This is a genomic window from Streptomyces sp. GL_141 (assembly GCF_057834385.1).
The window spans coordinates 7,071,399-7,093,190 of the sequence record NZ_CM174402.1 but is presented as its reverse complement, the minus strand read 5'-3'; the positions used below and the strand labels follow the sequence as shown (position 1 = coordinate 7,093,190).

Sequence of the window (21,792 nt, the reverse complement as noted above, 5' to 3'; positions counted from 1 at the left end):
CCCGGCTCCCCGGACCAACCGACCGCGCGGCCCCCGCCTCCCCTCCCCCCGGGGCGGGGGCCGCGCACCGTTTCGCCCCGGCCTGGCGGAACCTAGACTCCGCATCATGCTGCGCGTACTGGCCGTCGACGACGAGAAGCCCCTGCTCGAAGAGCTCCTCTACCTGCTGCGCTCGGACCCCCGGGTGCTCAGCGCCGAGGGCGCCTCGGACGCCACCGAGGCCCTGCGCCGGATCACCCGGGCGCTGGAGAGCGGCCCGGACGGGGCCGACGTCATCGACGTGGTCTTCCTCGACATCCACATGGCGGGGCTGACCGGGCTGGACATCGCCCGGCTGCTGGCCGGGTTCGCGCGGCCGCCGCTGATCGTGTTCGTCACCGCGCACGAGGGGTTCGCCGTACAGGCCTTCGACCTCAAGGCCGTGGACTACGTGCTCAAGCCCGTCCGGCCGGAGCGGCTGGCCGAGGCCGTGCGGCGGGCCTGCGCGCAGTCCGGCCGGTCCGGTGAGCAGCCCCCGGCGGCCGCCCCCGAGGCCGTGCCCACCGTACCGGCCGCCCGCGCCGCCGCTCCCGAGGCCCCGGGGGCCCCCGTCGCGGCGGCCGCCGCGGCCGCCGCGGCCGCCGCCGCCCGCGGCGCGGACCGCGCGCCGGACCAGATCGCCGTCGAACTGGGCGGCGTCACCCGCTTCGTGGCGATCGCGGACATCGCGTACGTGGAGGCCCAGGGCGACTACGCCCGGCTGCACACCGACGAGGGCAGCCACCTGGTGCGGATCCCGCTGTCCACGCTGGAGGAGCGGTGGGCACCCCGCGGTTTCGTCCGCATTCACCGCCGCCACCTGGTCGCACTGGCCCGCATCGACGAACTGCGCCTGGACGCCGGCACCACCACGGTCCGCGTCGGCACGGCCGAACTCCAGGTGAGCCGCAGGCACACACGGGAGCTGAGGGACCTGCTGATGCGCCAGGCAATGAGCTGAACCGACCCCGGTCCGGGGCACAGCCCCGAGCAGGTCCGGGGCGCAGCCCCGGGGAACGGGAGAAGGGTGGGTAGGGGACAGCCCCGCAGGGCCCGCCCCCTCCGGCCACGCCCCCGAGTGCGCGGAGCCGACCCGGCGGGGGCGCGCCGACCGTCCGGCGCGCTGAGGCGCCGTTCACCGCGCCCGGAGCGGCGTACGGCGATCCGCCCGGGCCGTCGGCCGCAGCACCGGCCGGACCGGCCACCCGCGCGGGCCCCCGCGGGTATCGTGGATCTTCGGCCCTGGGAGGTGGCAGATGTCCGAAATCCAGGCGCTGCTCGACGCACTGACCGGACTGCCCCGCACCCGCCCGGCCGGCCCCGCCGAGGCCGAAGCGCTGCTGGCCCGGCTGCGGAGTGCGGCCGCGCGCTGGGCCGACGTGCTCTACGAGGCCCACGAGGGCGTATACGGACACCTGCCGCCCCGGGCCGAGGCGGCCCTGACGCTGGCCTTCCGGCGCGCCGAGGAATCGTACGTGGAGCTGGAGATCGCCCTGCGGGACTGCGCGGAGCACCGCGATCCCGCCCGCTGAGCCATATCCGGCCTGATCTGCCGGGGCCTGTCGTCAAACTCCCGTCGTCGCCCGAAGGGCGGCCCTGCGGCGTCTGGTGCGTGCTCTCGGCGTGCCGGGCGGAAGTCCGCGTACTGGACGTACCTGGGCTTTCGCCCGGTGCGGCGAGAGCACGCACCAGACGCCGCGGGGCAGACGGGAGTTTGGCGACGGGCCCCAGAGGGCCTGTTGCCCGCTCCGGGCGCGTGCGTAGACTCCCGGAGCCCCGGCAGACGGCCGGGACCCGACACCCCCCGCGGGCCGCCCCGCGCGCCCGCGCCCCAGCCGAAGGACCCGCCGGTGAACCAGACGTACGCGCTGACCGCGGTCACCGTCGTCGTCCTGGTCACGGTGCTGGTCGGCGCGCTGGGCCTGCGGATCTCCCGGACCACCTCGGACTTCTACGTGGCTTCGCGCACGGTCGGCCCGCGCCTCAACGCGGCGGCCATCGGCGGCGAGTACCTCTCGGCGGCCTCCTTCCTCGGCGTGGCCGGGCTGGTGCTGCTCCAGGGGCCGCAGATGCTCTGGTACCCGGTGGGCTACACCGCCGGGTACCTGGTGCTGCTGGTGCTGGTCGCGGCCCCGCTGCGGCGCTCGGGCGCGTACACCCTGCCCGACTTCGCCGAGGCACGGCTCGAATCGCAGGCGGTGCGCCGGATCGCGGTGCTGTTCGTGCTCGGCGTCGGCTGGCTGTACCTGCTGCCGCAGCTCCAGGGCGCGGGCCTGACCCTGGAGATCCTGACCGGGGCCCCGCACTGGGTGGGCGGGGTGGTCGTCGCCTGCGTGGTGACGGCGGCGGTGGCGGCCGGCGGGATGCGGTCCATCACCTTCGTGCAGGCCTTCCAGTACTGGCTGAAGCTCACCGCCCTGCTGGTGCCCGCGTTCTTCCTGCTGGCCGCCTGGGCGGGGGACGGCGCCCCGCGCGCCTCCTTCGACGCCCCGGCGGTGTTCCGCGAGCACACCGCCGTCACGCTGGCCGAGGACGTACGGCTGTCCCTGGACGCACCGCTGACGGTGACGGTCACCGGCCAGGTGGACGGGCAGGCGTACGCGGGGCAGTCCGTGACCCTCGGCGCCGGGCAGCATTCCGTACGGGCGCACGCGCGGCTGGAGTTCGCCCCGGACTCCGCGGTGCCGCAGAGCCGGGCGGAGGCCGCGCCCGGCGTGTCGAGCTGGTCGGAGCCGCTGTCCGGGGACCGGCCCGAGCTGCGGCTGTACGCGACGTACGGGCTGATCCTGGCCACCTTCCTCGGGACCATGGGGCTGCCGCACGTGGCGGTGCGCTTCTACACGAGCCCGAACGGCCGGGCGGCGCGGCGCACCACGCTGGTGGTGCTCGGCCTGGTCGGCGCCTTCTACCTGCTGCCGCCGGTGTACGGGGCGCTGGGCCGGATCTACGCCCCGGAGCTGGCCCTGACCGGGGAGGCGGACGCGGCGGTGCTGGTGCTGCCGGCCCGGGTGGTGGGCGGGCTCGCCGGGGAGCTGCTGGGGGCCTTGCTGGCGGGGGGCGCGTTCGCGGCGTTCCTGTCCACGGCCTCGGGGCTGACGATGGCGGTGGCGGGAGTGCTGCACCAGGACGTGCTGCCTTCGCGCGGGGTGCGGAGCTTCCGGGTCGCGGTGCTGGTGGCGATCCTGGTGCCGCTGGCCGGGAGCTTGGCGGTGACCGAGGTGCCGGTGGCGGACGCGGTGGGGCTGGCCTTCGCGGTGTCGGCGTCGTCCTTCTGTCCGCTGCTGGTGCTGGGGATCTGGTGGCGCGGGCTGACGCCGCCCGGGGCGGTGGCCGGGCTGGTGACGGGGGGCGGGGCAGCCTTGAGCGCGGTGCTGGCGACGCGGGCCGGGCTGGCTCCGGCGGGGTGGGCGAACACGCTGCTGGCCTGGCCGGCGGTGTGGTCGGTGCCGCTCGGCTTCCTGACGATGGTGCTGGTGTCGCTGGGTACGCGCGGGCGGATCCCGCCGGGCACGGCGGCGACGCTGGCACGGCTGCACCTGCCGGAGGACGTGGCGGACCTGGCCCCCGCGGCCGGCGGTGTCGGGGGCGGGGCCGCGGGCACGGGAGCGGGCACGGGAGCTGGCACGGGCTGGGCGAAGGGCGGCACACCATGACCGGAGCACTGCTCTCGGTGCTCGGCGCGGCCGGCGGGGCACTGCTGCTCGGCCTCGGCTGGATCGGCGGCCGCCGGCAGGCCCGCCGGGGCGAGCGCGCCCTCGGCCTCGACCTCGGCACCCCCGTCGAACGCGCCACCTTCCACACCCTGCACACCGCCTCGCTCGCCGCTCCCCCGCTGCGCGCCGGACTCACCGAGGACGCCGCCCGCAAGGCCGCCCGCCGCCTGCGCTCCCTCCTCGGCACCGAGGCCCTGTGCCTGACGGACCGCGAGAGCGTCCTCGCCTGGGACGGCCCCGGCGCCGACCACCACGAGCGCCGCGCGATGGCTCGGGTCGCGGTGATGCTGGACTCGGGGCGCAGCCAGAGCGTGCGCACCGAGTGCGAGCGTCCCGACTGCCCCCTCAAGTGGGCCGTGGTCGCCCCGCTGACCGGCGAGGACGGGATGCTGGGCGCGCTGGTGGCCTACGGGTCACGGGAGTCGGCGGTGCTGGTGCGGGCCGCCACCGAGGTCGCGCGCTGGGTGTCCGTACAGCTGGAGCTGTCCGAGCTGGACCGTTCGCGGACCCGGCTGATGGAGGCCGAGATCAAAGCGCTGCGCGCGCAGATATCCCCGCACTTCATCTTCAACTCCCTTGCGGCGATCGCCTCGTTCGTGCGCACCGATCCGGAGCGGGCCCGGGACCTGCTGCTGGAGTTCGCGGACTTCACCCGCTACTCCTTCCGGCGGCACGGGGAGTTCACCACGCTGGCCGAGGAGTTGCGGTCCATCGAGCAGTACCTGGCGCTGGCCGGGGCCCGGTTCGGGGAGCGACTGAAGCTGACCTTGCAGGTGGCGCCGGAGGTGCTGCCGGTGGCGCTGCCCTTCCTGTGCCTGCAGCCGCTGGTCGAGAACGCGGTCAAGCACGGGCTGGAGGACTCCACCGAGGAGTGCCGGATCACCATCGCGGCCCGGGACGCGGGCGCGGAGGCGCTGATCACCATCGAGGACAACGGCGTCGGGATGGATCCGTCCCTGCTGCGCCGGATCCTGGCCGGGGAGCAGCCGGGTTCCTCCTCGGGCATCGGACTGCCCAATGTGGACGAGCGGCTGCGCCAGGTCTACGGGGACGGCCACGGGCTGGTCATCGAAACGGGTGTGGGCGCGGGCATGAAGATAACGGTGCGGATTCCCAAATACCGTGCGGGGGTGCACAGTTCGGCCCCACCTGGCCGAATTCCCCGGCGCTGACCGGACCGTGAGCTGCCATCCTGGAGGGGGCGCGAACGACCGGAGGGATCGCCGACGTGCGGGTCGGGCGAGAACAACACCGTGACGAGTGCCGTGACGCGTTGCGGACATGGGTACGGGCAGGTGCGGAGGGCGGCGGAGCCTGCCTGGTGGTGGAGGGGGAGCCGGGCGCGGGCCGCACCTCCTTCCTGCGCGAGGGGCTGACCGAGGCGGCCGCGCTCGGCTGCCGGGTCCGGTACGGGGCCGCCGAGGCGCTGGGCACCGGACTTCCGCTGCGCGCGGCGCTGGACTGCCTGCATCCGGACGGCCCCGGGCGGGCGCGGGCGCTGGCCCTGCTGCGGGAGGCCGCCCGGTCGGCGGAACCCGGCGGGGCGCTGCTGGCGGCCGTGGACCTGCTGGCGGCCGATGTGGAGGAGTGGTGCGCGCGGCGGCCGCTGCTCCTGGCCCTGGACGACCTCCAGTGGGCGGATCCGGCCTCCCTGCTGCTGTGGCGCCACCTCGCGCGCGCGGCACAGCGGCTGCCGCTGCTGCTGCTCGCGGCCCGGCGGCGGCTGCCCCGGCGGGCGGAGGTGGAGGAGCTGTGCGCCTCCCTGGGCGGCGGGCCGGGCGGCCGGACGCTCCGGCTGGATCCGCTGACGGGGGCGGAGTCGGCCGCGCTGGTGCGGGAGGTGCTGGGGGCGGCGCCCGGTCCCCGGCTGCGCGAGGCCGCCGGGCACGCGGGCGGCAATCCCCGGCTGCTGCGGGAGTTGCTCGCGCACTGGTCCGGGATCATCGAAGTCGGTGCGGGCACCGCCGAACTGACGCTCCCCGTCGCGGACTTGCCGCCGCCCCCGGAGGCGGCGACCCGGGAGCTGAGCCGGCTCCCCCCGGCGGCCCTGGCCACGCTCCGGCACGCGGCGCTGCTCGGACCGGCCTTCACGGCGCGCGAGCTGGCCCTCGTACGGATGCTCCCGGTCCGGGACCTGCTCGCGGACCTGGAGACCCCCCTCCTGACCGGCGTACTGGAACCGGGGCCGCTGCCCGGCGGGCTCCCGGCCGGTGGCGAGGCCCTGCGGTTCCGGCAGCCGGCCGTGCGGCTGGCCCTGTACGAGGAGCTGCCCCGGGCCGCCCGCAGCGTCCTCCACCAGGACGCCGCGCGGGCCTTCGCCGAGGCCGGGCTCGATCCCGCCCGGACCGCGGGGCAGTTGCTGGCCGGCGGGGCGCTGGACCCGTGGGCGGTGCGGTGGACGGCGGAGTCGGCGCAGGCCCTGATCGCGGTGGCGCCCGAAACGGCGGCCGCTCTGCTGGGCCGCGCCGTGGAACAGGCCGCGGAGCGGCCGCCCGGCCGGGCCGGGAGTCCGTACCGGGAGGCCCTGGAGGACGGACTCGCCGACGCCGCACTGATGCTGCGCCGACCCGAGTCCGTGGAACTGCTCCGCACACTGCGGGAGCGGGCCCAGGATCCCGGGCGCCGGACCGCACTCGCCTTCAAGCTGGTGTCGGCGCTGATGATCCAGGGAGACATGGCCCAATCCCTGAAGGTCACCGAGGAAGCCCTGTCCGAGGAGGCCCTGTCCGATGCGGTGACGCCCGGGGAACCACCGATCGGGGAGGCTCTGACCGAAGAGGCACCGATCGAGGGGACGCCGGTCGAGGAGGCACAGGCCGAGGCGGCTCTGGTCGAAGAGGCTCTGGTCGAAGGGGCCGCCGGCGGGAGAGCGTGGCGTGCGGGGCTGCGGTTGCGGCTGGAGGCGTGTCGGGTCCTGGCGCTGGCCGATCTGCACCGGCCGGAGGAGGCGTACGCGCTGGCCGGGCCGCTGGTCGCGCGGGCGCGACTGCTCGGCGATCCGCTCTGCGGCGCGGAGGCCGAACACGCCATGTCCTTCGCGCTGTTCCACCTGAACCGGGGCCGGGAGTCACTGCGTCACGTGGCGGCCGGGATCGCGCACGCCCGCCGCAGCCCGGCCGCCAACGACATGCGGCTGCTGCTGCTCGCCAACCAGGCCGAGGGCCATCTGCGGTTCGACGAGCCGCACGCCGCCGCGGCGGCGTTGCGGGAGGCCCGGCAGCTGGCGGCCCGGACCGGTTCGACGGGCCGGCTCGTGGTCACGGAGGCCCTGCTGGCCGATCTCCGTTACCGGCTCGGCGACTGGGACGCCGCGCTGGCCGGCCTGGCCCGGGCGGAGGGCATGCCCGTCTCGGACGGCTGGCTGCCGGTGCTGACCCGCGGGCTGCGCGCCCTGATCCTGGGCCACCGGGGCGAACGGGACGCCGCCCGGGCGGAGTTGGCCGTGCTCGGCCCGGACGCGTACGAGCCGCCCGCGGCCCGTCGGCACACCGCGCACGTCCTGCTCGCCCGCGCCCTGCTGGCGGAGCGCGACGGGAGCCCCCGCGAGGCACTGGACGCGCTGCTGCCCGCGCTGGAGGACGGGGTGGACGAGGCGGTGGCCTTCGACCGTCCCTGGGCGCTGTCGGAGGCCGTCCGGCTCGCGCTGGAGGACCGGGACACCGAGGCGGCCCGGTCGGCGGTGGCCGCCTGCGCGCGCACGGCGGCGGCCCTGCCGGAGCAGCCGGGTCCGGCGCTGGCGCTGCTGCGCTGCCGCGGGCTGTTCGCGCAGGACCCGGAGCTGCTGGCGGAGACGGCGGCGCTGGCGCGGGGCGGTCTGGTGGCGGGCCAGACCCTGGAGGACCTGGCGGTGGCCCGGGCCTGGCACGGGGACCTGCCGGGCGCGCGGTCGGCGCTGACCGGCGCGGTGGCCTCGTACGAGCTGCTCGGCGCCCGGTGGGACATCGCCCGGGCCGACGCACGGCTGCGGAGCCTGGGTGTGCGCAGGGGCAGCCGGGCCGCGCGGCGCAGGCCGGCGCGGGGGTGGGAGGCGCTGACTCCGGCGGAACTGAAGGTGGCGCTGCTGGTCGCGCGGGGCCGGACGAACCCCGAGATCGCCTCGGCGCTGTTCCTGTCCCGCCGGACCGTGCAGACCCACGTCTCGCACATCCTGGCGAAGCTGGAGGTCCGCTCACGCGCGGAGGTGGCCGTCATCGTAGCCGGGCAGGAGGGCGCGCAGGGCCCGCAGGGCGTAGTACGTACGGGATTTGACCGTGCCGGCCGGCACTCCGAGCGCTTCGGCGGCCTCGCAGACGCTGGCCCCGCGGAAGTAGATGAGCAGGAGGACGGCCCGGTGATCGGGGCTGAGTAATCGCAGGGCCTCGCGGACGTCGAGGACGGCGACGGACCGCTCGGTGCGGTCCTCGTCGGCGGGCGACTGCTCCAGCCCGTCGGGCCCGACCTCCGCGGGGCGCGACAGGCGGGCCCGGCGGGCGTCTATGGCCACGCGCCGGGCGACGGTGTACAGCCAGGGCCGCATGGAGGCGTGGGCTCCGCTCTCCAGCGCCTCGGGGTGCTTCCACGCGCGGAACAGGGTCTCCTGGACGAGGTCCTCGGCCCGGTGGCGGTCACCGAACGTGAGGCCGAGGAGGAATCCGTAGAGCGCCTTGCCGTGTTCCCTCTCCAGCCGGGCGAGGGCGTACGCGTCGGTGCGGCGGCGGCTGACCGTGACGGTGCCGGCGGTCGCGAACATGGGCGACATGGGCTGCCCCTTCCGGGTCGGGATGTACCGAGCGTGCCTGACCGCGCGCGTGGAGTTATCCGCCGCCTGACGTATCCCGGCGCGCCCTGCGCCCACCGGTCGTCCCCCGTCGGTGAACGGTCGTCCCCTGTCCAGCGACGGGGCGGGCGGCGGCGGTCCCGGCGGTACGCGAACGGCCCCGCGGCCGTCCGGGCGGACGGCTGCGGGGCCGGGGGAAGGGGGGCCGGGCCGGGGAAACGGGAGCCGGAGGGAATCCGCGGAGGTCCGGGCCCGGGACGGGGGCTCAGTCCTGGGACGGGTCCAGCACCACGAAGTCGGCGTTCGACGGGTCGAGGCAGACGGCGAGGCGGCCGACGCCCTCGGCGTCCGCGGGCCCCATCTGCACGCTGCCGCCGCCCGCGGTGACCCCGGCGACGGCCGCGTCACAGTCGGTGACGTGGAAGACCGGGTGCCAGTACGGCCGTCCGCCCGCCACGGCGAGGTCGTCCGCGGAGAGTTCCATGAGTCCGCCCTGCATGCTCCCCTCGGGCTGCCCGGCGGGGGTGATCAGGGTGTACGTGCCTTCGCCGCCCGGCATCGGCATATCGCTGAACTGCCAGCCGAAGACGCTCCCGTAGAACTCCCGGGAGGCCGTCGCGTCGCTGGTGTACAGCTCGGTCCACGACAGCGAGCCCGGCTGGTCCACGAGGTCGACGCCCTTGTTCTCCCCGGGCTGCCAGACGGCGAACTGGCCCCCCAGCGGGTCGCTGAACTGCGCCATCGTGCCCCACTCGTCGAGCTTCCGCGGCTCGACCCGGACGGTGCCGCCGGCGTCCCGGACGGCTCGGGTCGTGGCCTCGGCGTCGGGGACGCTGTAGTAGATCATCCAGGCCGGGCGGGCGCCCTCCTCGGTGAGCTTGCCCAGCCCGGCGACGATCTTGCCGTCCTTGCGGAACATGCCGCCTTCCATGTCCTCCCCCGCGCCCATGGACTCGTAGTCCCACCCGAGGACGGCCCCGTAGAAGGCCACGGCGGCGGGGACGTCGGGTGCGCCGAGGTCGAGCCAGCAGGGGGAGCCGGGGACGAAGTCAGTGGTGATCATGACGACTGCCTTTCGCGGATCGAGTACGACCAGCGTGGCACCGGACACCTGCCCCCGCCCGTCGGTCCGCAGGGCGCGGAACGCGGAGGGCGGGAGCTGACGCGGAGGGCGGGAGCTACGGCCGCACGTCCCCGAAGGCCCGGCGGGCGAAGCGGGTCAGCGCGTGCTCCTCGCGCAGTTCCCGGAGGCGCTGGAGGGCCGGAGCTCCGTAGATGCGCTATCCCGCGGGAATCGGCCGTTCCGGCCGCCGTGAAGATGCCGATCAGGTACTGGACCGGGGCGTCGACCACGGGCGCGAGGACGAAGGGCGTGGCCGATTCGGGGCGCCTGATCACGAGGAAATACAGGGCGACGAGGGTTTCGGAGAGCGGGTACGCGTCGAGCATTCCCTCCACCTTCTTGGTGAAGAGCCTGAAGCCCTCCTCGCCGAAGACGTGGTCCACCCACATGTTCGCGTGGGAATCCTCTTCGAGCAGGTGGTGGAGGTGCCTCGCGGTTTCGCCGTGGCTGAACCGCATGTAGTCGGGAACGAGGAACTCCCGCGCCGGGTCCGCGGGCACGGGTGAGGTTTCCCCCACGGCTCCAGTCCCGCACCACCTTCCCTGGAGGAACGACGGAAGTCCGCCCGAAGTCTCGGCTGAACGTGTCCACCTGTCTTCACCTTTCCACGGCCCGGGTCGGCGCGACGCGTCCTCGGCGCTCGACATTCTGGGCCGGGGCGCCAGCGCACCACTCGACCGAGCGGCGGACAGCACTGCGCCGGGGCCCCCGTGGGGACCCCGGCGCAGTGTGGTGTCGAGCGACTAGCTCCAGCTGGCGTGCAGCGGCTTGCCCTCGGCGTAGCCCGCCGCGGACTGGATGCCGACGACGGCCTTCTCCTCGAACTCCGCGAGGGAGGCCGCACCGGCGTAGGTGCAGGAGGAGCGGACGCCCGCGATGATCGAGTCGATCAGGTCCTCGACGCCCGGACGGGCCGGGTCCAGGAACATCCGCGAGGTGGAGATGCCCTCCTCGAAGAGACCCTTGCGGGCGCGGTCGTAGGAGGACTCCTCCGAGGTGCGGTTCTGGACCGCGCGCGCGGAGGCCATGCCGAAGGACTCCTTGTACAGGCGGCCGTCGGCCGACTGCTGGAGGTCGCCCGGGGACTCGTACGTACCGGCGAACCAGGAGCCGATCATGACGTTCGAGGCACCGGCGGCCAGCGCCATCGCCACGTCGCGCGGGTGACGGACGCCGCCGTCGGCCCAGACGTGCTTGCCGTGCTTCTTCGCCTCGGCCGCGCACTCCAGCACCGCGGAGAACTGCGGGCGGCCCACACCGGTCATCATGCGGGTGGTGCACATGGCGCCCGGGCCCACACCGACCTTGATGATGTCGGCGCCGGCGTCGATCAGGTCCTTGACGCCTTCGGCGGCGACGATGTTGCCGGCCACGATCGGGACCTGCGGGTCGAGGGCGCGGACGGCCTTGATCGCGCTGATCATCGATTCCTGGTGGCCGTGCGCGGTGTCGATGACGAGCGTGTCCACGCCCGCGTCGAGCAGCTGCTTGGCCTTGGCCACGAAGTCGCCGTTGATGCCGACGGCAGCGGCGATGCGCAGCTTGCCGTTGGCGTCGGTGGCGGGGGTGTACAGGGTCGCGCGCAGCGCGGCCTTGCGGGTGAGGATGCCGACGAGCTTGCCGTCCTTGTCGACGGCGGGGGCCAGCTTGCGGTGGCCGGCGTCGAGCTTGGTGAAGGCCTCGCGGGGGTCGATGTCGGCGTCGATGAGCAGGAGCTCCTTCGACATGACCTCGGAGAGCTGGGTGAAGCGGTCCACGCCGGTCAGGTCGTGGTCGGTGACGACACCGACCGGGCGGCCGTCCGCGTCGACGACGACGCCGGCGCCGTGGGCCCGCTTGGGCAGCAGGGACAGCGCGTCGGCGACGGTCTGGGTGGGGGCCAGCGTGATCGGGGTGTCGAGCACGAGGTGGCGGGTCTTCACCCAGGAGATCACGTCGGTGACGACGTCGATCGGGATGTCCTGCGGGATGACGACGATGCCGCCGCGGCGGGCGACCGTCTCGGCCATCCGGCGGCCGGCGATGGCGGTCATGTTGGCCACGACCAGCGGAATGGTGGTGCCGGTGCCGTCAGGCGCGGAAAGGTCGACGCCCTGGCGGGAACCTACCGCGGAGCGGCTCGGCACCATGAATACATCGTCGTACGTAAGGTCGTACGGCGGCTTCAGGTCATTGAGAAAACGCACGTGCTGAACATCCCAGTCGTTCGGAGGTGACCCCGACAGGGCAGTCGAGGAACGCACGTACTTCATTCTCACACGACCTGGAGTTCACACCGCCCCGGCCGATCGTCCAGGACATTTGGGGCCGGATGGTCGCTTCCTACGGGACCTTGGTCCTGGGGACGGGCACTGCCGGGGCGTGCACCGGCGGGACGGGCACCGGCGGGACGGGCACCGGCGGGACGGCTCGGCCGTGGACGGCGCCCCGGCTCCAGGCCAGCGGGAGAATCGTTCCTCCGTACCGCACGGCCGTGAACTCGGCGGCGATGGCGAGCGCGGTTTCCTCGGGGGTGGCCCCGCCGAGGTCCAGGCCGATCGGTGACCGCAGCCCGGCCAGCGCGGCCGCCGGCACGCCCTCCGCCCGCAGCCGCCGCGTCCGCTCCTCGTGGGTGCGGCGCGAGCCCATGGCTCCCACGTAGCCCAGCGGCAGCCGCAGCGCGAGCGTCAGCAGCGGGACGTCGAACTTGGCGTCGTGGGTCAGGACGCACACCGCCGTACGGGAATCCAGGCGGCCCGCCTCCCACTCCGCGGACAGGTGCCGGTGCGGCCAGTCCACGACCACCTCGGCCGCGTCGGGGAACCGGGCCGCGGTGACGAAGACGGGCCGGGCGTCGCACACCGTGACCCGGTAGCCCAGGAAGGCGCCGACGCGGGTGAGGGCGGCGGCGAAGTCGATGGCCCCGTAGACCAGCAGCCGGGGCGGCTCGGCGGCCGATTCGACCAGCAGGGTCAGCGGCTGCCCGCAGAGCCCGCCCGCCGTGCCCAGCTCGGCGGTGCCGGTGCGGCCGGCCGCGAGCCAGCCCCGGACCCGCTCGGCGGCGGCCCGGTCCAGCTCGGCGCCCCCGCCGAGGCGGCCCTCGTAGGAACCGTCGGCGTGCACGGCGATGGCCCGGCCCAGCTGCTCCGGCGCCCCGCGGACCACCCGGCCCAGTGCGGAGCGGGCTCCGCCGCAGGCCGCGTCGAGCACGGCGCCGATGACGGGGCGCACGGGGTCGTGCCGGCGCACCGGGGTGATCAGGACGTCGAGGACTCCCCCGCAGGTCAGCCCTACCGCGAAGGCGTCGTCGTCGCTGTATCCGAAGCGGTGCACGCTGCTCTGCCCGGAGGTGATCGCCTCCAGGCACAGCTCGTGCACGGCGGATTCCACGCAGCCCCCGGAGAGGGAGCCGAGCGCGGTGCCCCCGGTGTCGACGGCCAGTGAGGCGCCCGGACCGCGCGGCGCGCTGCCGCTGACGGCGACCACCGTGGCCACCGCGAAGTCCCGGCCGGCGGCGCACCACGCGCGTAGCTCTTCGGCGATGTCGAGCATCAGCGGATGTACTCGCGGCGCGGGCTCTGCCCGGGGATGACCGGTCTCGGCGGCAGCGTCGGGGCTCCGGCGGCGTGCGCGGCGGCGACCGTACGGGTGGGGGCGATCCGGGCCGGGCCGGGGTACGGCTCGGCCTGTGACGGGTGGGGGCCCCGTCCGCGGGCGCCCAGCAGCATCGCGGCGTGGGCGACGCTGGCGAGGGTGGCGTGGTGGTGCCAGCCGCGGAAGGAGCGGCCCTCGAAATCGCGGATCCCGGCGGGTTCGCAGACCTCGGCGAAGTCGAGGGCGACCCGGTCGGTGAGTTTGGCGAGGAGGAACAGCTGCGCGAGCGGCCGGTCTCCGATGTTGGTGATCCAGAACTCCGTGGGCAGCAGGGCGGCCTCGGTCCAGGCCCCGACGAGCAGCAGCGGGGTGGGCGGGGCCGGTACGAGGCGGTCCTCGCCGGGGGTGGCGAAGATGGCGGCCGAGGTGAGCAGGGTGACCGCTCCCTCGGCGCGGCCGTGCCGGGTCCATTCGACGACGCGCCGCTGGGAGCGCAGGGAGTCGATGAGCTCGCGGGCCGGCGCGGTGTGCGGGCCGGGCTTGTGCCGGCCCGCCCCGCCGAAGGAGACGGGCAGGGTGCCGTCCACTTTGAATACGAAGGGGATGTCCTGCATGGCGAACGACTCGATGCACTGCGGCAGTTCGCTGTTGGAGACTTCCATCACCACGGGCCTGCGCTGGAGTTGCCAGGTGGCGGCCATCCGCTGGACCGCGTGTATCGCGTCCTGGGCGGGGGTGAGCGAGCGGGCCGTGTCGGGGATCCCGGCCCGGCGGCGCCGCAGGAGTTCCGCCGTCCAGGGACCGGGGAGGGTGAGGGTCCATTCGACGGGGAAGCCGGCATCGCTGGAGGTGAGCCAGATCCCGCTGGCCTGCTGACAGTTGGCGGTACGTCCCAGCTGGGGGACGAACTGCCGCCCCACACCGACCGATCGGTCGCCGGCCTTCTCGATGACCATGGGCTGCACCACCCAGGCCAGCGGGCGCTGCGCGGTGCGTTCGAGGTGCTGGGCGAGGGAGCGGCGGACGGGTGTCCAGTCCCAGGGGGATTTGCTGATGAACTGCTGGAGGCTCTGCTCGACGGAACTGGCCCCGGTTCCGGCGATGTTACGAATTGTTTTCTTGCCGTTGGTCCGCACCAGGCCGTTCAGGTATACGCGGGCCCAGTTTCGCTGGTCCCGCCGCGGTAACGACTCGAAGAAGAGCGAGATCAGAACGTCGATCAATTCGGAGATTTCCTTCGTGGATTCCTCCGGCAGGACTACGCGAGACATCTGGGCCTCCCCCGCGACCAGCTAGATCCAATACCCTACTTGACCGCGGAGAACGGCCGTAGGTCCCGGCGGCTACTTCCTGAGGTCGCTCGCAGTTTCGAGCCGCTCTTCCTCTACCACGAGGGGGATGGGGATCTGGTTCGCCGCATAGTAGAGCGCGATCAGGAAGTGTGCGACGAGAGTGAGCGGAGCGGACACGAAGGCCAGGACGACGGTCAAAGGGTAGGCGATGGCACCCAGACCGAAGCGGACCCTGGTGGCTCGGGCGCCGGCCTTGTCCACCTGATCGTGGAAGAGGTGTCCGAGCCGGGTGACGTACCACCAGAAGGCCAGGAACGCCAAGGCGTAGGCCACGGTGAGCAGGCTGTAGAGGACGGCCGCGGCATTGGCCGATCCGCCTTCTTCCATGAGGTGCTCGGCGAGCACATTGGTCGTGTACGGGACCACCGAGACGACCATCAGCACCAGGAGGTTCAGGAACAGCAAGGGACGGTCGACGCGCTTGATGTGACTGAAGATGGTGTGGTGGTTCACCCACATCACGCCGATGATGAGGAAACTCACCACATAGGCGGCGTAGTGCGGCCACTGCTCGCGCACTCCGTGCCAGAAGTCGGATCCGGTTTCTTCCGGAACTTTCAATTCCAGGACAAGGATGGTGATGATGACCGCGAATACGCCATCACTGAATGCCTCGACCCGGCCGGTTTCCGTTTCCATGACCTCCCCTTCACGCTTCTTGCATATATCTACGGTTGTCGCACATACGGGGAGGGCGTACATCCCCACCCTCCCCGCACACGCTACCCAGATTTCCGCAATCAGCCGCCGAATCCGGCAGTCTGCCGCCAGATCCGGCCATCGCGGACGACGAGCGTCCCGAACGCGTGCTCCGGTTCGCCGTTCAGGTTCATGATCGCCCGGTAGAAGATGGTGTCGTCGGTCTCGACGTACTCCTGGAGCTCCACGAGGGTGGGCTTCACCGTCAGGTAGCCGGTGAACGTCTCGCGCACCGCGTCGATGCCGACGGAGACGCCCTCGAAGCGCAACAGCACGGCGTCGTCGGTGTAGTTCTTCATGACCGCCTCGATGTCCAGGGCGGCGAGCGCGTCCATCTGCCGGACGAACACCGGGTGCAGCGTGGAGATGTCGTACTTGGGCATGTCGACTCCCTTTCAGCTCTTCGATGGGGATGGATCGGTGGAATCTGTGGGATCGGTGAGATCGGTGAGATCGATGGGATCCGTGGGGTCCACGGCCGGCACGGCGCAGGACGGATCGGTCCCGGACAGCGGCAGCCTGACGGTCATCCGGGTCTCCCCCGGGCGCGAGCGGGCCGTGATCGAGCCGTGGTGGCGCTGGGTCACGATGCGGTAGCTGAGGTGCAGGCCGAGGCCCGTGCCCTTGCCCACGTCCTTGGTCGTGTAGAAGGGTTCGAAGATCCGCGGCAGGGATTCCTCCGGGATGCCCGAGCCGGTGTCGGCGATCTCCACCACCAGGCAGACGCCTTCGACCCGGGCGCGCAGGGTGAGGGTTCCGGCGCCTTCCATGGCGGCCGCGGCGTTGTCGACCAGGTTGGTCCACACCTGGTTCAACTCGCTCGGATAGCCCGTCAGTTCGGGCAGATCCGGGTCGTACGCGCGCACGATCCCGATCCCCGCGAGCTTCGATCGCAGCACGACCAGCGTGTTCTCCAGTCCGTCGGTCACGGCGAAGCGCTGCTCGGGGGCCCGGTCGAGATTGGCGTAATCCCGGGTGGCCGACACGAGTTGGGAGATCCGCGGACCGGCCGCCCGCAGCTCCGCGGCGAGCGAGCGGATCTCCAGGAGGGCCGCCAGGTGGTCCAGGGCCGCGGGCAGGGCCGGCTCACCGACCCCCTCCAGCCGCTCCAGCAGCCCGCCCAGGTCCAGTCCGAGGTCGGAGACCCCGGAGCCGAGCAGCCCGGCCCGCTCCGCGCCCGCCTCCTCGGCCCAGTCGGCGATCTCCTCCTCGGCGTCCGCCTGGGCCAGTGGGTCGGTGACCACCGGCGGGGCCGCCTTGTCCAGCTCGTCGGCGAGCTGGTCGAACACGGAGCGCTCGGCGTGGGTGGCTGCCGCGCCCCAGGCCTGGGCGGTGCGCGTGAGCTGGTCCAGGGCGGGCGCCAGTTCCTGCGCGGCCCGGGCCACGGCGGCGGCGGGGTTGTTCAGCTCGTGCGCGAGGCCGGCCGCGAGGGTGCCCAGCGCTTCGACGGTGGCCCGTTTGCGGGCCTGGACCTCGGAGGACTTGATCCGCCAGGCCAGCACGGGGATCAGTACCGCGGCCACCCCGTGACAGCGGGTCAGCATCTCGAAGAAGACCGGCTTCGCGTACGCCACCACGGTGGTGGCCGGGCCGCTCGCCGCGGCCGTGGCCACGTACGCCCCGTCCGTCAGCAGCGGCAGCTCGCCGGTGAACCGGTGGGCGGCCGAGGGTTTGCCGTCGTGGTCCTCGGCGGCCGCGCTCTCCTCCTCGGTGGAGTGCCGGGTCAGGACCTCCTCGCGGCCGTCGACGACCTTGGTCACCACCAGGCCCCCGGAGAGCAGGACGTGGAAGCCCGTGGCCTCCTCCCCGTCCCGGAAGAGGACCTCGCCGTCGGCGAGCACCCGGGGTTCGGAGACCGAGACCAGCCAGTCCAGCTGCTCCTCGGTGAGACCCTCGAAGATCTCCAGCCCGCGCAGGGCGGTGCGCAGCGCGGCCGTGCCCGGGGTCCCGCTCATGCGGTACTCCCCTGCGTCCTGTTCCGGGCCGCCAGCCGCAGGGTGACCAGCAGGGCCAGCGCGCACACCGCGGCGACAGTGGCCATGAAGCCGACCGAGGTGCGGTGCAGCCCGTGGATGTTGGTGAGCAGTCCGGCGAGCACGGCCGGCACGCTCATCGCGAGGTAGGCGAACACGTAGACGGCGGCGGTCAGTTCGCCCCGGTGCGCGGGCTCGGCCAGCGCGCTCAGGGCGCGGAAGGAGCCGAGGAAGGCGGCGCCCCAGCCGGCTCCGAGCACGGCGGTGGCCACGAGGAACACGGGGGCCGAGCCGAGCCCGAGCGCGAGGAGCACCAGGGTCAGCCCGCCGAGCAGGCCCAGCAGGCCGAGGACGGCGGTGCGCAGCGCCTCGGTGCGGCCCAGCAGGAGCTGCGCGGCGGTGGCGGCTCCGGCGAGGAGGGCCACGGTGGCTCCGCCGACGAGGTAGTTGGTGCTCTCGAGCAGGGAGAGGGCCAGGTGCGGGCCGAGGGAGAGGTAGAAGCCGCCGACCGACCAGACGGCCACGATGGTCAGGATCAGCACGGCGAAGCGGCCGCGCACGGCGGCGGGGATGTGGATCCGGTGCGGGGTGATCTTGAACCGGCCGCCACCCGGTCCGCCACCGGTCGGTCCGCTGCCGCCCGGCCCCCCGCCACCCGGCCCGCCGCCCGCCCGCCCCGGGGCGCTCTCCGCCATCCGGACCACACCGACCAGGGAGACCGCGAAGGCCCCCACGAGCAGCACGTAGGTCAGGACGGTCGGAGCGGGTGCGTACTGCACCAGCAGCCCGGCCCCGATGCCGCCGAGGCCGATGCCCACGGTCGGCCCGGCGCTGTTGACCTGGGCGCCGAGCGCGGGCCGGGAGCGCGGGGCCAGTTCCAGCAGGGCGGCGCCCATGGCCCCGGTGGCCAGGCCCACCGCGAGCCCCTGCACGGCGCGGGCGGCGAGCAGCAGGCCGAGCCCCCGGGCCGAGGCGAACAGCCCCATGGAGACGATCGCGAGGACCAGCCCCGCGGCGAGTACGGGCCGCCGGCCGAGGGTGTCGGACAGCGAGCCGAACAGCAGGAGTCCGGCGAGCACGGTGACGGCGTACAGGGCGAAGACCACCGTGATCACGCCGGAGGACAGGCCCCACTCCTGCTGGTAGAGCACGTAGAGGGCGGAGGGGACGGAGGAGGAGAGCATCAGCAGGACGAGGACCGCGCCCACCACCCAGAAGCCTGAGCTTCCCGGTGCGTCTGCGGCGCCGGCGGCTGGGCGCAAGGTGACCCCCGTGGTGGTCGCGGACGGCGCGGTCCGTGCTGTCGTGGGCAACGGTTCCACTGCTTCAACTCCCCCGTCGTGGGCGGTCAGGCGGGTGCCTGCACGGCCCTCGTGAGCGCGCGGGCGGTGAGTACGCCCGCGAGGTGGCCGAGGTACTCGGCCGAGGTGCCGCGCCCCGGGACGAACAGCTCCCGGGGTTCGGCGCGGAAGGCCGCGAGCACGTTCTCGGTGGTGTACGGGCCCCCGCCGATGCGTTCCTCGACCCCGCGCAGCCGCAGTGCGCGGGCGGTGGCTCCGGTGACCGCGATGCGCGGCCCGTCGGGGGTGATCCGTACGGCGGCGGCGCAGACCGGGTAGCGGGTCGCCCGGTCGGCGGTCTTCTCGAAGGCGGCGGCGCGGCCGGCGGCCGGGACGAGCAGGGCGGTGATGACGGTGCCCGCGGGGACGCCGGAGGCGGCCAGTTCCTCGGCGGGGAGCGTCGACACCCCGCCGGGGCCGGCCAGTTCGGCCGTGACTCCGGCGGCGATGGCCGCGACGGGCAGGTCGGTGGCCCGGCCGGTGGCGGCGAGGTTGCCGCCGGCCGTGCCGAGGTTGCGGACCTGGGGGTCGCCGTTGGCGCGGGCCGCGGCGGCGAGTTCCGGGGCCTCGGCCAGCACCAGGGGGTCCGAGGCCAGTTCGGCCAGGGTGGTCAGCGCGCCGATCCGGATCCCCGCGGGTGTCCGCTCGATCCCGCGGAGCTCTTCGAGCCGGCGGAGGTCGACGAGCAGGGAGGCCCGGTCCTCTCCCGTGCGCAGACCGGGCAGCAGGCTCTGCCCGCCGGCCAGCACCCGGGCGCCGGGCCGGCCGGCCAGCAGGGTCAGGGCCTCGTCGAGGCCGACGGGGCGTACGTAGTCGAACTCGGTGAGGATCACTGGGATTCCCCTCTCAGGCGGCGCCAGACCTTCTCGGGGGTGACGGGCATGTCGATGTGCCGGACGCCCAGGTCGGACAGGGCGTCGACGACGGCGTTGACGACGGCCGCGGCGGGCGGCACGGTGGCGATCTCCCCCGCGCCCTTGGCCCCCAGGGGGTTGTGCGGGGAGGGGGTGGTGGTCTTGTCGAGGGTGAAGAAGGGTGCGTCGATGGCGCGCGGCAGCGCGTAGTGGTTCAGGTCGCGGCTGACGAGCTGCCCGTCCGGGTCGTACTCGGCGTGTTCCATGAGGGCCTGGCCGAGGCCGTGCAGGATGCTGCCCTCGATCTGGCCGAGGACGATCTTCGGGTTGCCGATGTTGCCCGCGTCGTCGACGGCGGTGTAGGCCACCACCTCGGTCTCGCCCGTCAGTTCGTCGATCTCGACGACCGCGACGTGCGTCCCGAAGGGGTAGTTGAAGTCCGGCGGGTCGAAGTGGGTGGTCTCGTCGAGGGCGGGCTCGATCTCGGGCGGGAGCCCCCAGCCGTACCACATGGCCATCGCCAGCTCGGCGAAGGTCTTGGTCTTCTCGGGGTCGCCTTCGTGACCCTCTTCGAAGACCTTGCCGTCCGCGTAGACGACCTTGTCCTCGGGGACGCCGAGGAAGACGGCTCCGGCCTTGACCAGCTTGCTCTTGATCTTCCGGGCGGTGAGGGCGATGGCCGGCGCGGCCATGCTGTAGGAGCGCGAGCCGTAAGTGCCCTGCCCGTACGGGGCCTTGAGCGTGTCCCCCTCGTACACCTGGACCGTCGCCGGGTCGATGCCGAGCTCGTCGGCGGCGACCTGCGCGAAGACGGTGCCGTGGCTCTGGCCGGTGGAGGCGGAGCCGACCGTGACGGTGACCTCGCCGGTCGGGTGGACGCGGATGTTCGCGCTCTCCCAGGTGCCGCCGAGCATGCCCTCCTTGGACATCCGGGTGGAGGGCCCGACCCCGCAGATCGCCACGTAGGAGGCGATGCCGACGCCGAGCCGCTTGCCGCGGGCGCGGGCCTCGGTCTTGCGGGCGGGCATGTCGGCGTAGCCCGAAAGCTCGATCGCCCGGTCGAAGTTGAGCTGGTAGTCGCCCGAGTCGTAGGTCCAGCCGAGGCCGTTGTCGTACGGGAACTTCTCCTTCGGCACCAGGTTCTTGCGGCGCACCGCCGCCGGGTCCATGCCGATCTCGGAGGCGTAGCGGTCCACGAGCCGCTCCATCAGGAACGCGGCCTCGGCGCGCCCGCTGCCGCGCTGGGCGCCGAGCGAGACGGTGTTGGTGAAGGCGGCGTACACCTCGCAGAAGGCGGCGTCGATGTCGTACATGCCGCTGATGGAGCGGCCCATCAGGGCGGTGGCGACGCCGGGGCCGATGGTGGAGGGGTAGGCGCCGAGGTTGGCGTAGCTCGTGCAGCGCACGGCGGTGATCCGGCCGTCGCGGGTGCCGGCCAGGGTGACGTGCTGGCGGTGGTCGCGGCCCTGGACGGTGGAGTTCATCAGGCCGGTGCGGGTGTCGACCCATTTCACGGGCCGGCCGAGCGCCTTGGAGAGCAGCAGGACCAGCGGCATGTCGGGGTACAGGTACCCCTTGGTGCCGAAGCTGCCGCCGACGGTCGGGGCCACGACCCGGAGCTTGTTGAAGGGGATGCCGAGGACCAGCGCGGAGAGCAGGAAGCGGTGGTTGTGCGGTCCCTGGGTGGAGGCGTACAGCGTGTACTCGCCGGTGGCCGCGTTGTAGTCGCCGACCGCGCCGCGCGGCTCGATGGGGCTGTTGATGGTGCGCTGGTTGACCAGATCGAGCTCTACCGTGACCTCGGCCGCGGCGATGGCCGCGTCGGTGCGGTCCTTGTCGCCGCAGGTCCAGTACGCGTTCAGGTTGCCGGGCACGGCCTCGTGGAGCTGGGGGGCGCCTTCGGCGAGGGCCTCGTCGGCGCGGGTCACCACGGTCAGCGGCTCGTACTCGACGGAGATGGCGGCGAGCGCCGCGGCGGCCTGGCGCGGGGTCTCGGCGACGACCGCGGCGATGGGGTCGCCGACGTGGCGCACGGTGTCGCCGGACAGCACCGGGCGGGAGCCGGGAAGTCCGTAGGGGTGGGGCGGGAAGTGGCTCTCGACCCCGCCGGGTATCCAGATGCAGGGCAGCGGCATGACGTCGGTGAAGTCGGCCGCGGTGGCCACCTTCAGCACGCCCGGCAGCTGCTCGGCGGCCTTGGTGTCGATGGAGAGGATCTTCGCGTGGGCGACGGGGCTGCCGAGGATCGCCATGTGGGCGGTGCCCGGCAGATCGATGTCGCCCACGTACGTGGCCTCGCCGCGCAGGAGCTGCGGGTCCTCGCGGCTGTCCAGCGGCTGTCCGAGCAGGCCGTTGCCCTGGAGCGGGGTCTCCCCCGTGACTGCGGTCATC

At 73.6% G+C, this 21,792-nt stretch carries 16 protein-coding genes and 1 pseudogene; 6 read left to right on the top strand and 11 right to left on the bottom strand.

Annotation, left to right across the window (positions count from 1 at the left end):
- The first annotated feature begins 106 nt into the window (after positions 1–106).
- The 5 genes and pseudogenes from AC3IX6_RS31635 to AC3IX6_RS31615 all read left to right on the top strand — a co-directional run.
- The gene (locus tag AC3IX6_RS31635; protein ID WP_489366710.1) at positions 107–979 is read left to right on the top strand and encodes a LytR/AlgR family response regulator transcription factor; all 873 of its coding nucleotides are present in this window, start codon (positions 107–109) and stop codon (positions 977–979) included.
- Between the two features lie 295 nt (positions 980–1,274).
- Complete coding sequence (locus AC3IX6_RS31630; protein WP_489366708.1) at positions 1,275–1,550, top strand: hypothetical protein; 276 nt, start codon at positions 1,275–1,277, stop codon at positions 1,548–1,550.
- A 318-nt stretch (positions 1,551–1,868) separates the two neighbouring features.
- Positions 1,869–3,671: a sodium/solute symporter gene (locus AC3IX6_RS31625; protein WP_489366706.1), complete on the top strand. Its 1,803-nt coding sequence runs from the start codon at positions 1,869–1,871 to the stop codon at positions 3,669–3,671.
- The gene (locus AC3IX6_RS31620) at positions 3,668–4,903 is read left to right on the top strand and encodes a sensor histidine kinase (protein WP_489366704.1); all 1,236 of its coding nucleotides are present in this window, start codon (positions 3,668–3,670) and stop codon (positions 4,901–4,903) included. Before AC3IX6_RS31625 ends, AC3IX6_RS31620 begins: the two co-directional genes overlap by 4 nt.
- Before the next feature lie 56 nt (positions 4,904–4,959).
- A pseudogene (locus tag AC3IX6_RS31615) lies at positions 4,960–7,863 on the top strand (ATP-binding protein); the annotation flags it as partial.
- Between the two features lie 36 nt (positions 7,864–7,899).
- On the opposite strand, the gene AC3IX6_RS31610 reads toward AC3IX6_RS31615, so the two are convergent.
- Together AC3IX6_RS31610 and AC3IX6_RS31605 are read right to left on the bottom strand one after the other, a co-directional pair.
- Positions 7,900–8,469, bottom strand: a complete 570-nt coding sequence (locus AC3IX6_RS31610; protein WP_489366703.1) for a sigma-70 family RNA polymerase sigma factor — start codon at positions 8,467–8,469, stop codon at positions 7,900–7,902.
- A 283-nt stretch (positions 8,470–8,752) separates the two neighbouring features.
- The gene (locus tag AC3IX6_RS31605) at positions 8,753–9,550 is read right to left on the bottom strand and encodes a VOC family protein (RefSeq protein WP_489366701.1); all 798 of its coding nucleotides are present in this window, start codon (positions 9,548–9,550) and stop codon (positions 8,753–8,755) included.
- A gap of 212 nt (positions 9,551–9,762) precedes the next feature.
- Here AC3IX6_RS31605 and AC3IX6_RS31600 point away from each other — a divergent pair, with 212 nt between their 5' ends.
- The gene (locus tag AC3IX6_RS31600; RefSeq protein ID WP_489366699.1) at positions 9,763–10,116 is read left to right on the top strand and encodes a hypothetical protein; all 354 of its coding nucleotides are present in this window, start codon (positions 9,763–9,765) and stop codon (positions 10,114–10,116) included.
- A 237-nt stretch (positions 10,117–10,353) separates the two neighbouring features.
- On the opposite strand, the gene AC3IX6_RS31595 is transcribed toward AC3IX6_RS31600, so the two are convergent.
- The 9 genes from AC3IX6_RS31595 to AC3IX6_RS31555 form a co-directional block, all read right to left on the bottom strand.
- On the bottom strand, positions 10,354–11,862 hold the full coding sequence (locus tag AC3IX6_RS31595) for a GuaB1 family IMP dehydrogenase-related protein (protein WP_266910514.1): 1,509 nt from the start codon (positions 11,860–11,862) through the stop codon (positions 10,354–10,356).
- 70 nt (positions 11,863–11,932) lie between these two features.
- The gene (locus AC3IX6_RS31590) at positions 11,933–13,141 is read right to left on the bottom strand and encodes an XdhC family protein (RefSeq protein ID WP_489366697.1); all 1,209 of its coding nucleotides are present in this window, start codon (positions 13,139–13,141) and stop codon (positions 11,933–11,935) included.
- A complete protein-coding gene (locus AC3IX6_RS31585) occupies positions 13,141–14,454 on the bottom strand; it encodes an IS701 family transposase (protein ID WP_489366695.1) in 1,314 nt (437 codons plus the stop codon). The genes AC3IX6_RS31590 and AC3IX6_RS31585 overlap by 1 nt, the downstream gene beginning before the upstream one ends.
- A gap of 72 nt (positions 14,455–14,526) precedes the next feature.
- Complete coding sequence (locus AC3IX6_RS31580) at positions 14,527–15,174, bottom strand: TMEM175 family protein (RefSeq protein WP_469685446.1); 648 nt, start codon at positions 15,172–15,174, stop codon at positions 14,527–14,529.
- Between the two features lie 101 nt (positions 15,175–15,275).
- Complete coding sequence (locus AC3IX6_RS31575) at positions 15,276–15,617, bottom strand: nuclear transport factor 2 family protein (RefSeq protein ID WP_243334431.1); 342 nt, start codon at positions 15,615–15,617, stop codon at positions 15,276–15,278.
- A 12-nt stretch (positions 15,618–15,629) separates the two neighbouring features.
- A complete protein-coding gene (locus AC3IX6_RS31570; RefSeq protein ID WP_489366692.1) occupies positions 15,630–17,189 on the bottom strand; it encodes an ATP-binding protein in 1,560 nt (519 codons plus the stop codon).
- Complete coding sequence (locus tag AC3IX6_RS31565) at positions 17,186–18,520, bottom strand: MFS transporter (RefSeq protein WP_489366690.1); 1,335 nt, start codon at positions 18,518–18,520, stop codon at positions 17,186–17,188. Before AC3IX6_RS31565 ends, AC3IX6_RS31570 begins: the two co-directional genes overlap by 4 nt.
- A 35-nt stretch (positions 18,521–18,555) precedes the next feature.
- A complete protein-coding gene (locus AC3IX6_RS31560; protein ID WP_489366688.1) occupies positions 18,556–19,380 on the bottom strand; it encodes an FAD binding domain-containing protein in 825 nt (274 codons plus the stop codon).
- Complete coding sequence (locus tag AC3IX6_RS31555; RefSeq protein WP_489366686.1) at positions 19,377–21,791, bottom strand: xanthine dehydrogenase family protein molybdopterin-binding subunit; 2,415 nt, start codon at positions 21,789–21,791, stop codon at positions 19,377–19,379. Before AC3IX6_RS31555 ends, AC3IX6_RS31560 begins: the two co-directional genes overlap by 4 nt.
- Position 21,792: the final 1 nt, after the last annotated feature.